General features: G+C 37.1%; 12 protein-coding genes. 2 read left to right on the top strand and 10 right to left on the bottom strand.

The features are described from left to right. The first annotated feature begins 113 nt into the window (after nucleotides 1–113). The gene (locus JYB62_RS05255) at nucleotides 114–887 is read left to right on the top strand and encodes a DUF2911 domain-containing protein (RefSeq protein ID WP_317194629.1); all 774 of its coding nucleotides are present in this window, start codon (nucleotides 114–116) and stop codon (nucleotides 885–887) included. 76 nt (nucleotides 888–963) lie between these two features. Here JYB62_RS05255 and JYB62_RS05260 read toward each other — a convergent pair whose 3' ends face one another. The 10 genes from JYB62_RS05260 to JYB62_RS05305 form a co-directional block, all read right to left on the bottom strand. Then, nucleotides 964–2,667: a sodium:solute symporter gene (locus tag JYB62_RS05260; RefSeq protein ID WP_205644365.1), complete on the bottom strand. Its 1,704-nt coding sequence runs from the start codon at nucleotides 2,665–2,667 to the stop codon at nucleotides 964–966. Nucleotides 2,668–2,770: 103 nt separating this feature from the next. Continuing rightward, nucleotides 2,771–5,233: a PIG-L family deacetylase gene (locus JYB62_RS05265; RefSeq protein ID WP_205644366.1), complete on the bottom strand. Its 2,463-nt coding sequence runs from the start codon at nucleotides 5,231–5,233 to the stop codon at nucleotides 2,771–2,773. A gap of 82 nt (nucleotides 5,234–5,315) precedes the next feature. Next, nucleotides 5,316–6,452, bottom strand: a complete 1,137-nt coding sequence (locus JYB62_RS05270; RefSeq protein ID WP_205644367.1) for an acyloxyacyl hydrolase — start codon at nucleotides 6,450–6,452, stop codon at nucleotides 5,316–5,318. A 331-nt stretch (nucleotides 6,453–6,783) separates the two neighbouring features. Next, a complete protein-coding gene (locus JYB62_RS05275; RefSeq protein ID WP_205644368.1) occupies nucleotides 6,784–7,998 on the bottom strand; it encodes a tetratricopeptide repeat protein in 1,215 nt (404 codons plus the stop codon). Nucleotides 7,999–8,024: 26 nt separating this feature from the next. Further along, nucleotides 8,025–10,565, bottom strand: coding sequence for a DNA gyrase subunit A (gene gyrA, locus JYB62_RS05280; protein WP_205644369.1), 2,541 nt, complete (start codon nucleotides 10,563–10,565; stop codon nucleotides 8,025–8,027). Nucleotides 10,566–10,660: 95 nt separating this feature from the next. After that, nucleotides 10,661–11,683, bottom strand: coding sequence for a hypothetical protein (locus JYB62_RS05285; RefSeq protein WP_205644370.1), 1,023 nt, complete (start codon nucleotides 11,681–11,683; stop codon nucleotides 10,661–10,663). Between the two features lie 88 nt (nucleotides 11,684–11,771). Beyond that, entirely contained in the window at nucleotides 11,772–12,281 is a 510-nt protein-coding gene (locus tag JYB62_RS05290; RefSeq protein ID WP_205644371.1) for a hypothetical protein, read from the bottom strand. A gap of 122 nt (nucleotides 12,282–12,403) precedes the next feature. After that, nucleotides 12,404–13,054, bottom strand: coding sequence for a ribulose-phosphate 3-epimerase (gene rpe, locus JYB62_RS05295; RefSeq protein ID WP_205644372.1), 651 nt, complete (start codon nucleotides 13,052–13,054; stop codon nucleotides 12,404–12,406). A 37-nt stretch (nucleotides 13,055–13,091) separates the two neighbouring features. Continuing rightward, nucleotides 13,092–14,747 carry a S8 family serine peptidase gene (locus JYB62_RS05300; RefSeq protein ID WP_205644373.1) on the bottom strand — a complete coding sequence of 552 codons (1,656 nt, stop codon included), beginning with the start codon at nucleotides 14,745–14,747 and terminating at the stop codon, nucleotides 13,092–13,094. Then, on the bottom strand, nucleotides 14,734–15,408 hold the full coding sequence (locus JYB62_RS05305; RefSeq protein WP_205644374.1) for a hypothetical protein: 675 nt from the start codon (nucleotides 15,406–15,408) through the stop codon (nucleotides 14,734–14,736). The genes JYB62_RS05300 and JYB62_RS05305 overlap by 14 nt, the downstream gene beginning before the upstream one ends. Before the next feature lie 129 nt (nucleotides 15,409–15,537). Between JYB62_RS05305 and JYB62_RS05310 the strand changes: the two genes are divergently transcribed. Next, complete coding sequence (locus JYB62_RS05310) at nucleotides 15,538–16,158, top strand: beta/alpha barrel domain-containing protein (protein ID WP_205644375.1); 621 nt, start codon at nucleotides 15,538–15,540, stop codon at nucleotides 16,156–16,158. The last annotated feature ends 17 nt before the right edge of the window (nucleotides 16,159–16,175 follow it).

The following is a 16,175-nucleotide window of genomic DNA, read 5'->3' on the forward strand; positions in this document are numbered from 1 at the left end:
CGATTTAATTTACATAACACATATTACTGTATATGAAAAAGTATGCTTTTCTTAATTTATTACTATTTACCCTTCTAATAACTGACTTTCAACTCGTTGCACAGCAAATTGAAATGCCTCAAGCATCACCATCTGCCAAGATTGCACAAAAAGTTGGATTAACTGATGTTTCGGTATCCTATAGTAGGCCCAGTAAAAAAGGCCGGAAGATATTTGGTGAACTTGTTCCCTACGGAGCGATTTGGAGGACGGGAGCCAATGGAGCTACCATTTTAAGCTTTTCCACTGATGTAAAAATCCATGGCAAGGATGTTCCAAAAGGCCAGTATGCTTTGTATTCCATTCCAGACAAGAAATCTTGGACCATCATTTTGTCGAAAAACACCAAACTCTGGGGAGCTATTGGGTATAATCCAGACGAGGATATAATCAGATTTGATGTCACCCCAACCAAGACAAAAAAAGAATATGAGACTTTTGAAATCAGTTTTACTAACATGACAGATAAAGGAGCAGACCTGACTATGGCTTGGGATCAAACCAGTGCGAGTTTCCATATTTCCATGGACTCAGACCCTATTGTAATGGCTCAAATTAAAGAATATGTTTTAGATAAAGATACTGATAACCCTTCCTTACTCTACGAAGCTTCAAGCTATTACCTGAATACGGGAAGAGATTTAAATAAAGCATATGAATGGATTCAGGAATCCGTACAGGCTGAGCCTAAATATTGGGCCTACCACCTAAAGGCTAAAATAGAAGTTGCATTGGGTCTAAAAACTGAAGCGATTGAATCTGCTAAAGAATCCATTGATTTAGCCGAAGAAGCTCAAAATCCAGATTATATAGGTTTAAATGAACGATTGATTCAATCCCTGAAATAATTAAGCAAGAGGGAATAAAAAAGGGAATTATCGGTTCGATAATTCCCTTTTTTTGAGTTTTACTTTTCTTTCTGTTTTACTTTTTAATCATTAATTGGCCAATGGCTGCAAATAACATGACGGCCAAACAACCGATCGCATTGTACCATAAAAACCCAATATTCCAGACAAAATCAAATAACCCCAGTCCATTTCTAAAATGGATTAGCAGAATAAGCGCCTGAGAGCCCAAGGCCGCAATAAAAACCGCTTTGCCTTTGATCCACTTCATAAAAAATCCTACTATAAAAATCCCGAGGATTGTCCCATAGAATAGCGATCCTAATAAATTAACCGCTTGTATCAGGTTCTCAAATAAAGAGGCATAGGTAGCGAATAAAATTGCCCCGACACCCCAAAAAGCAGTAAAGAATTTAGATGAATGTAAATAATGTTTATCGGAGGCATCTTTTTTAATCGATCGCTTATATAAATCAATGGTACTGGTAGAGCCTAACGAATTCAATTCCGAAGCACTGGAAGACATAGCTGCAGAGAAGATTACTGCAAACAATAAACCTATGACCCCTTTGGGCAGATTATCCATCACAAATCGCATAAACACGTAGTCAGTATCTCTGGTTTCGGCAACAGGATCATTAGTGACAATTAGTTCTTTGACCTCATCCCTGATCTGTTTTTGTTCCTCTTTTAGAACTTTTAATTCTTGCTGAATTTGATTTTCAGATGCCACATCTTTCCGATCGATCGCGGAGAGTAATTCCTGATACGAAGCCTTACTTTCATTAAAATTGGCAGAATATTTTTCTTCTAAAAGCTCAAAATCCGCAGCATATTCACTCTCTCTTAATTTGTCGGTTTGCACTTTATTGAACACCACAGGAGGTTGATAAAACTGGTAGAAAACAAAAACCATTACTCCAATAAACAGGATAACAAACTGCATCGGGATTTTAAGAAAACCATTCATAATCAACCCCATCCTACTTTGAGACAGAGTCTGGCCTGAAAGGTACCGTTGAACCTGGCTTTGATCTGTTCCGAAATAGGATAAAAATAGAAAAACGGCTGCAGTCATCCCCGACCAAACATTGTATCGATCCGCTAGATCAAATTCAAAATTAACCATGTTTAAACGGTCCATCTTTCCCGCAACATGCATCGCTTCCTGAAAAGAAATAGGAAGCATTTGTATCACAATTATCCCAGCAAGGATCATTCCACCCATCATTACAGCCATTTGCTGCTTTTGAGTAATCGATACCGCCTCAGTTCCGCCGGAAACCGTGTACACGATTACCAAGGTACCAATCAATATATTGGTCCAGGTTAAATTCCAGCCCAGCAAAGTAGATAGAATGATCGCAGGAGCATAAATCGTAATACCTGCAGCAAGGCCTCTTTGAATAATAAACAATAAAGCTGCTAGTGTCCTAGTCTTGAGGTCAAATCTATTTTCTAAATATTCATACGCAGTATAGACCTTTAATTTATAGTAAATAGGGATGAAGCTCACTGAAATGATAATCATCGCAAGAGGCAGTCCAAAATAAAATTGAATAAAGCGCATCCCATCCTCATAGGCCTGACCTGGTGTACTTAAAAATGTAATTGCAGAAGCTTGAGTCGCCATAATTGACAAACCAATGGTCCACCAATTCATGGAATGTTTCCCCCTCAAGTAAGAATCTAAGCTATTCTGTTGGTAGGTTTTATAAACTCCATAAGCAGCTATTGTTCCTAGCGTTCCAAATAAAACAATCCAATCGATTAAACTCATGAGTAGGCATTTTGAATCCAAGTGAACAATGCAATAATTATTAATAGACTAGCCAATAGTCCTATGTATAAGTTTTTCCAACGTATCGGTTTCTCTTCCAAAACTATTGTTCGATTAAGTTTATGAATAATTTTATTGCACCTGGAACCCCAGCCGGTAATTCTCTGAAAAAGGAAATCCCAGTGTAAACATAATGTCCTTTTCCATATTCTGCATAGATCAATGAGCCATTCATAAATGGTTCATCTGGATCTTGAAATTGCAAAGGAGTACTGTATTCCTCTGAAATATCTGTAACGAAATACAAGCCTCTTTCTTGAACCCAACCCTCAAAATCTGCTTCATCCATCTTATTAGGACCAGCTAGAATAGGATGACTCCAATTCGCCTTAAAAGGAGAATTTTCTACAGTTACACGATCTCTACTCAGTTGAAATGAGTAAGGCCCCATATTTTCAGACAACAATCCACCTGTGGTATTGTACTGGACAATCACATTGCCACCTTGGGCAATATAGTCCATCAAAATTTCATGATTTTCTATTAAATCTGTATTGGTATTATAGGCTCTAATCCCAACCACCACTGCTTTGAACTGGCTTAAATAATCCAATGAATAATCAGCCGCACCTATCAAGGTAACCTGATATCCCAAAGAACTTAATACACTTGGCACATCATCACCAGCACCTTCAATATAGCCTATTTTATCTCCGGATATTTCCCAATCGGCTTTGATCAAATTGATTGAAGAAGGACTAAAATAGGTCAAATTGGGAATATGACTATAAGAAATTCGATTGGTTGTCTGATTATAAACTTCACCCGATTCAGTGACATAATTAGCTGTCACAGTCAATTTCTGATTGCTACCCAAAGTAAAAAGTACCTGAAATACTTTTTCTTTATTCAACTCATTGGTTTCTACGGAAATAATGGAATATTGATTCTTCTCTAAATTTTCAAATATCAATTCTCCATCTTCCAGTTTATCAGAAAAATGAACAGTCACTGAAAAATCCTGGTCTACCCCGTCCACTAAAATGACATTTTCTTTAGAAACAGATATGTCAATTTTTGGAACCACAGTAAAAGGCTGTTTAACCTCTCCATCTACCCTGCTATTGTATTTATAGGTTAATGGAAGATTAATAGAAATCGCATTTCCTTGGTATTCCATATTCAAAATCCCTTGGAGCTGATCGTCATCAAAAGGCTTTCCAATATCCAATTGATTACTTACATGATAAAGTGCTCCATCCGTTGGTTCTTTTAACCAATAGGGCTGGGAAAGAGGAACATTGGTAGGAAGGGTAATTTTTTGATCCACATCCATTAACACATTGTACTCCAGATTTTTATCAATTTGATTTATCCCTGCAATATTCTCAAATGAAATGATTTTTAATTGACTATCTAATGGGTTAGTAATTTCTAAATTGGTGGTAATTTCCTCTCCGGGATAGCCTATTTCCTGGTTTACAATCCATTCTGCTTCTATCCCTAATGAAGATAAAATCAAATCATCAATACTCGACAATTTCTCTTTTACCCAAATGGCTGGATTAGGAACTTCATTCAACTTCTTTTTAATGGAAAGTAGTTTATCAAGATTGTTTTGGGGCTGAATAAAGTCAAACGATGCTAACGCTTCATCAATTAATACTTCAATTTCCTGACCTCCCTCAAGCGTTTCCCAACGGTTTTTAACCCCATCAAATGCAGAGTCCTTAGCTGGCTCACCTGCCACAAATTGTATATGATCCAATGCCCCTCCATTTCTAGGCGTACTTCCAAAACCTTGAGATTTATGCATGGTACGACTATCAGCAGCGATTTGGCTGTAGGTTTCACCCAACAATGGATTGTAGTCACCTGTAGGGAACTCAAAGTATTGTTCCCCTTCTACTTTTTCAAATTCTCCACGGAAATTATACGTATTCCAAAATACCCTTTTTGGTTTCCATGGATCAACGTATTGAAGTTGTTCGGGAAATACTGAAGGGTCACCCGCAATTGAAAGAGCCTCTCCCGCTAAAATTGCAGAAGTAGTATGCTGTCCATGGTTTCCTCCTCCAGGAATAGTATTAAATCGGGTAATGATAATATCTGGTTGAAAATTTCTAATCACCCATACTACATCAGAAAGGACTTGTTCTCTTGGCCAGTTTTGAAAAGTTTCATTTGGAGTTTTTGTATAGCCAAAGTCAATTGCTCTTGAAAAATATTGGCGTCCTCCATCTGTTTTTCGTGCCTGCAGTAACTCCTGGGTTCGAATCTGCCCAAGCTTCACTCCTAGTTCCTTCCCAATTAAATTTTGACCTCCGTCTCCCCTAGTCATACTTAAATAAGCCACCTGCAAATTTTCCCCATTTGCGAGGTAAGAGATCAACCGCGTATTTTCATCATCAGGATGAGCTGCAACATACAATACCCGTCTCGTTTCTTTTATCTGCTGCAACTTCTGATAAAGGTGAGAGGAGGAAACGGACTGTGCGTTAGAAATATTGAAAGAAAATAGAACTAAGATCAGTGCAAAAGCACGCGTTAATATCGATTTGGTCATAAATGGGCTTGATAAAACATTACAAGCTAAAATATGACAGCTTCAAATAAAAATATTTTGTGATTAATGGGGAATCTTACTGCTATTTGGAATGGCTATATTGAACTTTACCTGGAATCGTATAACCCATAGTAAACTCGAAAAAATCTGCTTTTGCTTTATGCGCCTTAATTTGAACGCCCATAAACACATGGTTATCAAAACGATATCTTACTCCCACGCGTTCATAAAACCAAGTCGTTTCATAATTGAATTTTGACCTGTCCAAATACACTCCTATTGCTACTGGAGCGTACAAATGTTTGTTGATCTTCCATTCCCAAGAACCCACGATTGCAAAAGAGTTGGCATCTAAAAAATTAGTGTTTTCACCTGGCCACCGGTCTTTGATACCAGCTCCATAAAACCAATCTAAGCCCAAGCCTATACGGTACTTGTAAGAAGCTTCCCAAAGGTAATTTACTCCTACGCCACCTCTAAAATAGCTACCTTCATCAATTTCATAATTTTTATATCCCAAATACATGGCAATATTCCAGAATCCTCTTTTTTCCAATTCCGGATAATTGACTGCCTCCGTAGGAAGAGGATGAACCGATCCCAAATTTGTTTTTACTCCAATCCCAATAGGAATATAATTTATTCCGGCATTTGGCCTTTTGATCGCTCCATTTGAGAAATGCTTTAATCCTATAGTACCAATCAGGCTTACTCGACTCGAAAGTTTATAATTGGCCTTGAAACCTAAATGTATGTAGGAATTTAGATTGGAACCTACGAATTGATTAAGTGGATTTGATTCTGGATCGTATGGCTTAATATTAAAGCCCAACCCTATTTGACCAAAATAACTGAAATAAAAATTCTGATAGATAGCTTGACGAGAAAAAGGCATTTCAATAAAACCATAAATTCCCATGGGTCTTCCCAATTGATTGGAATATCTCGTCATAGAGCTAAATCCAATACCCATACTAGGATATCTATAGAGGTAATTGAAGAAGGTATTTTCTATTTTCCTCCATTCCATCCGGATGTCTATCCCTGTAAAATATTCAGTTTTTTTGATTTCCTCAGCCCATTCTTTTCCATTTCCAAGTAAAGGTCCATTTTCATAGGAGAAAACAAGCGACTTTTGAAATTTGGCCTGGCCAAAACTTGAAAGATAAAAAAGGGAAAATAAGGCTGTGAGGGCTACTGACCTTTTAATAAAAGACATTCTAAAACTTACTAAATTAATTAAGGGTAAAGATAATAAGGATAGAATAAACAAAAACTCCAGTATTCCAATTTTCGTGAATCTGATTTACTTCCTTATTTTTTTTTAAAATTAATAAGTATTAATCTCCAATTTTTTTCTTGGAAATAAACAGGGGGAGGGAGGAGAATTAGATTACAGGTTTTTAAACTCAAGTAGAAAGATTATTTAGCGTAAACTTTTAGGGCATCTTTAAAATACCCTATCTGTTTGTTTTTTAAAAATTATTTAAAATTTCTTATACCAAAAAAAGGCCAACCTTTCGGTTGGCCTTCTAACTTTTTTCTAGGAATTACATTCCGCCTTCCATCCAATTTGGACCTTTGAGCTCGATCAATTTTTTATTGTATTTATCAGCTTCCTCGGTATTCTTCAATCTTGTATGAACTTGGAAAAGAATCTCCATTACATCTGTATTTTCAGGTCTAATTTCCAATACTTTAGTGAAGTAAGGAATTGATTCTTTATAATAATTATCAGCTTCTTTACCCATAGATTCAGATTTCTTTTCCCACTCATCATCAGGAAGAGCATTCAAATCAGCCAAGATTTCTCTTGCTCTATCTAACATCAAAGCACCTGTGTAGAAGTTACCATCATAAAAATCAGGGTCTACTTCTACAGATTTTTTGTAATCTGCCATAGCTCCATCCATGTCTCCTGATTTTTCTTTCAAGAATCCAGATCTCAAAAGGATTGCTGCATTATTAGGGTCTGATTTCAATGCCTCCTGAATAGAAGCCATTGCCTCATCCATTTTATTTAATTGAAGCAACAACTGGATTTCATATTCAGCTAAAATCTTATCTTCTGGATATTCTTCTCTAGCTGCCATTACCATATCGTAAGCTCCTTCAGGGTTTTCATCCTGACCACTCAAGATTTGAACCATGAAATAATAGGTATTCAATTTATCGTATTCTTCAACATCCAAAAGCAAATTGAAATGCTTTTTAGCCTCCTCATACATTTCTAAGTCATTAGCCAAGAAACCTGCATTGTAATGGATAGTTGTATCCTCAGGAGCAATTTCACCTGCTAGGTCAAAGAAATAGTAAGCCATTTCTTGATCACCTTCATTATATCTTTCAATTGCTTTATCGAATGAGGTATTCTTAAGCGTATTGATAGAATAAGGTCTTAAATTATCAGGAACACCTAGTACATCTTCTTCCCAAATATCTTTTCCTATACCATCTTCTTTATTACTACCTCCCATTTCAAAAGCTTTCATGAAAGTAGCAAGTGCAGCCTGTCCTACTTCATATGTTTGCTTGGTGTTGGAAGAATCAGAACCAAACATTTTGGTTTCGATTTGTGCTTTGATTAAATAAGTCTCAGGGTCTACTCCTGTCTCAGGGTCAGCAGTTGCAGCTTCGATATCAGATAATGCTGTTTGAAGATCACCAGATTTGAAGTTCTTTTCTGCAGACCTAACTACTTTTTTTTGTCCAAAGGCCAAGGTTGTTGCACCAATTAAGGCCATTGATAGAATTAGCTTCTTCATTATTAGCGTTTTACTTTTTTGTTTGGTTAATCATTTGATTCATCTCCTGGGGACTCAGGAGATTCGTTTTTTGCTTCCGGAGAATCTTCAGAAATCTCATTCTCAATTTCCTCTTCCTCCTCTTTCGTAATTTTTTCAACAGACGAAATACTATCTTCTTCTCCTACTTTTATCAATCGAACTCCCTGAGTTGCTCTTCCCATAATACGGAGAGTATCCATAGAAATTCGGATGATAATTCCAGATTTGTTAATAATCATTAAATCGTCAGAATCATTCACTTCTTTGATAGCAACCAATGCCCCGGTTTTCTCCGTCACATTCATTGCTTTCACTCCTTTACCTCCTCTATTGGTAATTCTGTACTCTTCTAGATAGGAACGCTTTCCATATCCGTTTTCTGAAACCACCAATAAAGTAGCTGACTCATCAGAGGCACAAACCATGCCAATCACAAAGTCATCTTCGCCAGTCAAAGTAATCGCTTTTACTCCGGTAGCAGTCCTACCCATCGGCCTTACAGCTGTTTCAGGGAAATGAATAGCTCTTCCGGATTTAGCAGCAATTACGATATGCTGATCCCCATTAGTCATATCTACTCTGACTAGTTGATCATCTTCTCTAATATTTAAAGCAATGATACCATTGGTTCTTGGTCTAGAATATTGCTCTAATGTTGTCTTCTTTATAATTCCCTTTCGAGTCACCATCACCAAGAAATGATTATTGATGTAATCTTCATCATTTAAATCATCTACTTGAATAATTGATCGAATTTTATCGTCCGATTCTATATTAATCAAGTTTTGGATTGGTCTGCCCTTAGAGGTTTTAGAACCTTCTGGAATAGCATAGGTCTTTAGCCAGAATAATTTCCCTTTATCGGTAAAGATTAGCAGGTAATTATGAGTAGAGGCTGTAAATATATACTCTGTGAAATCATCTTCTTTCGTGCTTACACCTCTAGATCCAACTCCCCCTCTACCTTGAGTTCTATATTCAGTTAAGGCAGTTCTTTTTACATATCCTTGATGAGAAACAGTGATCACCACCTCTTCATTTGGAATCATATCTTCATAACTGAAATCCTCTGCATTATGCTCAATTTCAGTTCGCCTATCATCTGAATAACGGTCTTTCATCTCCGTCAGTTCCTCTTTGATGATTTCCATTCGCTTATCCTCGTTTTCAAGAATGAACTTTAATTCTTCAATTAAAGCCATGATTTCCTTGTATTCCTGGATAATTTTGTCTCTTTCCATTCCAGTCAATCGCTGCAATCTCATGTCGAGAATCGCTCTTGCCTGAATTTCACTCAACTCAAATCGTTCGATTAAGCTATTTCTTGCCGTTTCTGGATCTGCAGAATTTCTAATTAAAGCAATTACCTCATCCAAATGATCTAAAGCTATCAAATATCCTTGAAGGATATGAGCTCTTTTTTCAGCTTCTTTTAATTCATACTGCGTTCTACGGACAACGACCTCATGCCTATGATCTACATAATGTACGATAAGATCTTTCAAATTGAGCGTATAAGGTCTTCCTTTAACTAAGGCGACGTTATTAACTGAAAATGAAGTCTGTAACTGAGTATGTTTATATAAGTTATTTAAAACAACTGATGGAATTGCATCTCTTTTTAATTCATAAACAATTCGCATTCCTGATCGATCAGATTCATCTCTGATTGCAGAAATTCCATCAATTTTTTTCTCATTGATCAATTGAGCAGTTTTTTCAACCATGTTGGCCTTATTGACCATGTAAGGAATTTCAGTGATGACAATCATCTCTTTATTTCCTCCATCTTTAGTCTCCACATTGGCCTTGCCTCGCATGACGATTCTGCCTCTTCCTGTTTCAAAGGCAGCCTTCACTCCATTATATCCATAAATAATACCACCGGTAGGAAAATCTGGAGCAATAATATGTTCCATCAATTCAGCTATGGTAATCTCTCTGTTATCGATATATGCAATAATACCTGAAATAACTTCCCCTAAATTGTGAGGTGCCATATTCGTAGCCATACCTACGGCAATACCAGAGGCTCCATTTAAAAGTAGAGCAGGTACTTTGGCAGGTAATACTACCGGTTCTTTTAAAGAATCATCAAAATTAAATTGATAGTCAACAGTCTCCTTATTGATATCCACTAGCATTTCTTCGGCAATTCGCTTTAAGCGGGCCTCAGTATAACGCATCGCGGCAGGGTTATCTCCATCGATGGAACCAAAGTTCCCTTGTCCATCCACTAATGGATATCGAAGTGACCATGGTTGTGCCATACGAACCATGGTGTCGTACACAGCTGAATCACCATGCGGGTGATATTTACCGAGTACTTCCCCTACGATTCTCGCAGATTTTTTATAAGGTTTGTTATGAAGTACGCCAAGCTCCTGCATCCCGTAAAGGATCCTTCTATGAACTGGCTTCATTCCGTCACGGACGTCTGGAAGTGCCCTGGAAACAATAACCGACATCGAATAATCGATGTAGGCTCCGCGCATTTCCTCTTCAATGTTAATGGGTATGATGTTCTCGTTTTCTCCTTGAGCCATATAATGCTTTTGTAGGGTCGATTATTAGCCTGCAAGATAGTAAAAACCCAATGGTTTGAAAAGAGAAAATGTTGTCTAAATGCGTCTTAAAAAACTTAATACCATTGACCGACTTTTCTGTTCTGATAATTAAAAATTCCGCTACCCCTATACTCTATTCCATTATGCATGTGTTTCATCACTACCCCACAGCCAGTAATTTTACATCTTTTGGTACCAGGAAACCGAACAGCAAAGCCCACTTGCATACCATATAGGGTTTGCTTAAGGTTTTGAACTTCAGAGAAGTCTGAGGCAGCATAGGTAAAATCTCTAAACTCTGCTCCTCCTTTGATAAACATTTTGGTGTAATCCGAAAAATCCCTTTCAATACGCAAAGCTATTCCCATATAAGGCTTGTCCCCTACTGCAAGTTTGGGTTCGTACATAGAGCCACCAGCGGCCACACTCTGATCAACAAAATTCTTCATAGTCAATTGACCGAACTCTCCTTCTAAAATAAATCTCCAAGGATACACTTGTTTGGAGCGCTGAGTCAATTCTGATTGCATGTAATAATTAGCTGACGCATATCTTCTATACCTCCATTTCAAAAATGTCTGTCTTCTTTTAGCATCAAATAAAACCAGACCTACTGTACCATATAATTTGCTAGCCTGATAAGATCCACCTTCAAACCCAAATTCAAAATCCCCTCCCCTCATAGTTGACATATTCCCCCATTCCTGACCATATCCTCCTCCAATGGTTAATAAGTTGAAAAGATTGATTCTCAAACCGGCATTGAAGACAGGAAAAGTCCAGTCATTACTTTTCATTTCCAATGGATTATCTTCTGAAATATCCAGAGGTTGATCAAAATTCTGAAATTGATTAAAATTTGGATATAAATCAGGATTCACAGTGTAAAAGGGAGTTGAAAACTGGTGGTAAGCTGCACCTGTAGAAAGCTCAATGCTAAACATTTCCAATACATTTCTTGCTGCGTTGCCAATAGCACTTTCACTTTTGGGGTTTTTCGCTTTTTCAGATATTCCAAAAATATCTTCTCCTTGGGCAAATAAGGCAGTAGAAATAGAATAAAATAAAATGAATAGGGATAGCTTTTTCAACTTCATAAAATGGTAACGATTTTTTCCTTTCCTTGGTGTGAAATTAAAAAAAAAGCCTCCACAAAGGAGGCTTAAATGTTATGTTTATAAGAAATTATTTTCCATCTCCTTTATTACCATCTTCGCTTTCTTCTTCATTTTTAGATTTCATTTCAGAAATTAGAGCTTCCAATTTTTCTTTGACTGCAGGGTCTGATTTCTGCGCACCATTTACTTTATTGTAAGTAGAAGCACCCAAGATAGAATCATTCATGATCAATTCAGTCTTGTATTCTTTCACCACATCCTGAAGAGAATTTTGAAAATCCTGTACTGCTTGATAAGCTGCTTTTTCTTCTTCTGTTACCTCGGCTTCTGCCATTTTTGCTTCATCTCCCCAAGCAGCTTTGATTTCATTATATCTAGCTCCTCCTTTGAAGATTTCATTTTCCAAAATCATAGCTCTTAACTCTTCAGTTTTGGAATCTACATACTCAGATGTCATCACTTCCACATTGGCAAATTTAGCTAGCTCCTCATTTGTAACTTCTTCCGCTGCTTCCTGCGCAAAACCACTCATTCCAATAAACGCGAAAAACGCTCCAAACAACAATACTTTTTTCATAATCTTCTCTGATTTTAGTTTTCGTAAGATGCTCAATAAATAAACCTCAATCTAAAAAATCAAGTCTTTTTGGGTTAATTAAGGTATTTTTAGATAAACGGTAACTAAAAACGCAAAATCCCCTAAATTGATTTCAATTCTTTAATGGTATCTACCGGATTCGCAGAGTTAAAAACAAAACTTCCTGCCACCAAAATATCCGCTCCTGCTTCTTTAAGTTTCGGTGCATTTCCAAGATTTACTCCACCATCAATTTCAATTTTAGTTTTTGCACCTTTGGAAATTATCAAGTCTTTTAACCTCGAAATCTTTTGATATGTATTTTCAATAAACTTTTGTCCTCCATACCCAGGGTTTACAGACATCATGCATACGATATCTATCTCTTGTATAACCTCACTCAATAACTCTACGGGAGAATGTGGATTCAGCGCCACCCCTGATTTGGCTCCCAAGTTTTGGATGGCTTGAAGTGTTCTGTGTAAATGTGGACAAGCTTCTAGATGCACAGAAATTGTTTCCGCTCCTACTTTTCTAAATGCCTCTAAATAGCGATCTGGGTCCATAATCATCAAATGAACATCCAAGGGTTTACTTGCATGCCTGTGAATTGCTTCCGTGACTGGGAGACCGAAGGATATATTAGGGACAAATAAACCATCCATGATGTCCACATGAATGTAATCGGCTTCCGAAGAGTTGAGCATTTCCACTTCCTTTTGCAAATTGGCAAAATCTGCAGCAAGGATAGAAGGGGCAATTTGAATAGACATATCTTAAATAGAAATAGTAAGTTTGAAAGGCAATAGTTTATTGCCTAAAGAGTTTGGTTCGTTTTAGTTGTTGGCCATCTTGCAATTGCACGATATAAAAGCCGGGTTTTAAACCTTGCAAAGAAGTCCTGAAGGAGTCTTTGACTGTATTCCTTATTAGGTTTGCCGTTTGCAGTGTTTTTCCATTCATATCGATAATTGCAAACTCCGCATTAAGACTTTGACCAAAATAAATAGTCAAATCATCTTCTGCCAAAGGATTTGGAAATACTTTCCAAACAATTTCCTCTTCTCCACTTACTCCTAAAACTTCTCCGAAATAGGCATCATAGAAATTGGGAATTCCAAAACCCAATTTATTGTCTTTGGCGTCTGCCTGAGTGGCACTCCGAATTAAATTCTCCACCAATTCCGCTCGGGTCCATTCTGGTTTGGCCTCCCAAAGACCCGCAGCCAAAGCGGTGATTTGAGGAGCAGAAAATGAGGTTCCATTGGAAAAACCTAAATTCCCATTGGACTTTATTAAAGCAACTCCATTTCCATAAGTAGTTAAATCTGGTTTTAATCGCCCATCTGCTGTGGGTCCTCTGGAACTAAAATTGGATACCTCCAGATTTTTATCCACCGCCCCTATGGCTAGTACTAGTTCTGAGTCGGAAGGCGATACTAAACTGGTTTCAGCCGGACCATAATTCCCAACACTGTTCACTATAAGAATCCCTTTTTGGGCAGCGATATTGGCTCCTTGGGTAATCACAGTTGTTTTCCCATCCAAATCTTCTGGAGAATAGTTCATGGTAGGATCGTCAAAATCATAATACCCTACTGAACTATTAATGATATCTACTCCCAAACTATCTGCATATTCTGCTGCACGGACCCAATTGTATTCTTCTACTTTATATTCTGTGGCATCATCCTCTGTAATCGCTAAAAAATAATCTGCATCAGGTGCGCCAGAGATTAATATTCCTTCTTCCTTGGCGGCGATTAGCGAAAGCACATTCGTACCATGCTGATTTGAAGTGAATACATAATCTGACCAAGGCTTCACAAAATCTTTGGTCGCCACGATCTGTTCATTGGTAAATAAATGGGCTAAAGCACTGGACTCATCAGTACCGGGAAAACCTGCATCAAAAACAGCTACCATGATCCCTTTGCCGGTAAACCCTTCCTCATGCATCTCGGGAATTCTTAATAAGCTATTTTGAAAATCATAAGGCATCTCATTGGTCCCTAACTTACGATGATTGACAGGTAGGCTTATTTTTAAACTTACAGAGGCAAATATATTTTTTCCTATCCTAGCATTCGGACTAGGAACAAAATCCAAAGCTACCATTTCCACTTTTTCAACAAATGGAAGAGATTCAATTCCCATAGCTCCTTCTTCATCAGTAACCAAAACTAAGGCATTTAACCATTTACTGGAATAAAGGACCTCCTGTACATTATCGGCAATTTCATCAATATACTTTTGAGATACTGGTAAATCCAAAGAATCAGGAAGCACTCCTTCTTTAGCTCTTCTAGCTAATGCTTTTGCTGATAAAAAATGATCCGGTTGATTTAAAGAATATTCCTCCTGTGGTTTATATTTAAAAAATACAGCATACCTGTCCTGCGCATGGGTTTGAAACCACATTCCAACTAATAGAATTGTCGATAGAAATAGTTTATAATTTCCCATGCTCGGTAATTATCAAATGTAATTTACTACCTCCATCAATTAACTGATCACCCAAGCAATCATTTCTTGAACAATAGGTCAAAACCTCCTCATAATCCTCTACCAACCCAATTCCTTTTTCAAACACCTCGTATCGATGATCCCTATAGGTTATTAAATCATCTGCTTCTTCTTGATTGACTTGTATTCTTTTATTCGAAGAGTTAACAGGAATTATTTTTATCTCAAATATATCTTCAGGAGCATTCAAATAGTTATTGGAATCCCAAATGGCTCCATCATTTGGTGGAAAAACCAGCGTTACGACCGGCTGATTTTGTTTGGTTCGAATCAACGTTTTCCCTCTCCTTAAAAGTGTATATTTCTCCAATGGTTCCCACTCAAATTGATCATAGGACTTACTCCTTTGCACAATAAATACCACTTCATTCGCTTCATTGATGTAGGTAGAATTGATTATATCCTGTAAAAAATACGCATCATCTTCAGAATCATTTTCTCCATAATATATCGTTTCCTCTACATTATAAATCCAATAATTACCTACCTCTAAAGGTTGAAAATCCAATTCCAATTCAATAGGATTCTCATCTAATTGTCTCTCACAGCTAACAAACAATCCCAAGACCAATAAAAAAACAATAGGTACAAGTTTGTTCATAGATTCAATTTTGAACTTAAAAATACATTAATTTCCTATTTAACCTGATCCTTAAATGATCATATTATTTCAGATTCCTTTTCCTAGCCCAATGTTCATTATTACATTTACGCTTCCAAAAATCAAGATATGGCTTTAAAAACTTTTGTAAAGATAAGTGGCATTACCAATCTCAGTGATGCCAGGTATTGCGCTGGGATGTATGTAAACCTCATAGGATTTTCTTTGGAAGAAGGTACAGATAAATTCGTGAATCCAGCTCAATTTAAAGAAATAACAGGTTGGGTTTCAGGTCTTGATTTTGTAGGTGAGTTCGATACACTATCCGCTATTGATGCACTTGAAATCTTAAAAGATTATCCTTCCATTACTTGGGTGGAACACACAAGAATTGATGACTTGGTTACTTTAAAAAATGCTGGATATCAAGTAATTTATAAAAAAGACCTGGCTGAAATAAAACACATGGAAAAATATGTGGCAACAAAACTTCAGGAAGAGGGGATTTTATTCCATATCACCTCCAATGATGATCCTTTAACTTTAGGTGATAAGGAAGTGATTTCCCTATTGACGAAGGACTGTGAGGTTATCTTAGGAGCGGGTTTATCTGCAGAAAATGTAATTGGGCTCATTGATGAGTTAAATCTTAAAGGGATTGTATTAGAGGGAGGAGAAGAAATTAAACCTGGACTCAAAGATTTTGATGAGTTAGCAGACATTTTGGAAGTATTAGAAGTAGAAGAATAAAAAAGGCCCGAAATCAA

The organism is Algoriphagus lutimaris (genome assembly GCF_017051705.1).
Taxonomy (GTDB): Bacteria; Bacteroidota; Bacteroidia; order Cytophagales; family Cyclobacteriaceae; genus Algoriphagus; species Algoriphagus lutimaris.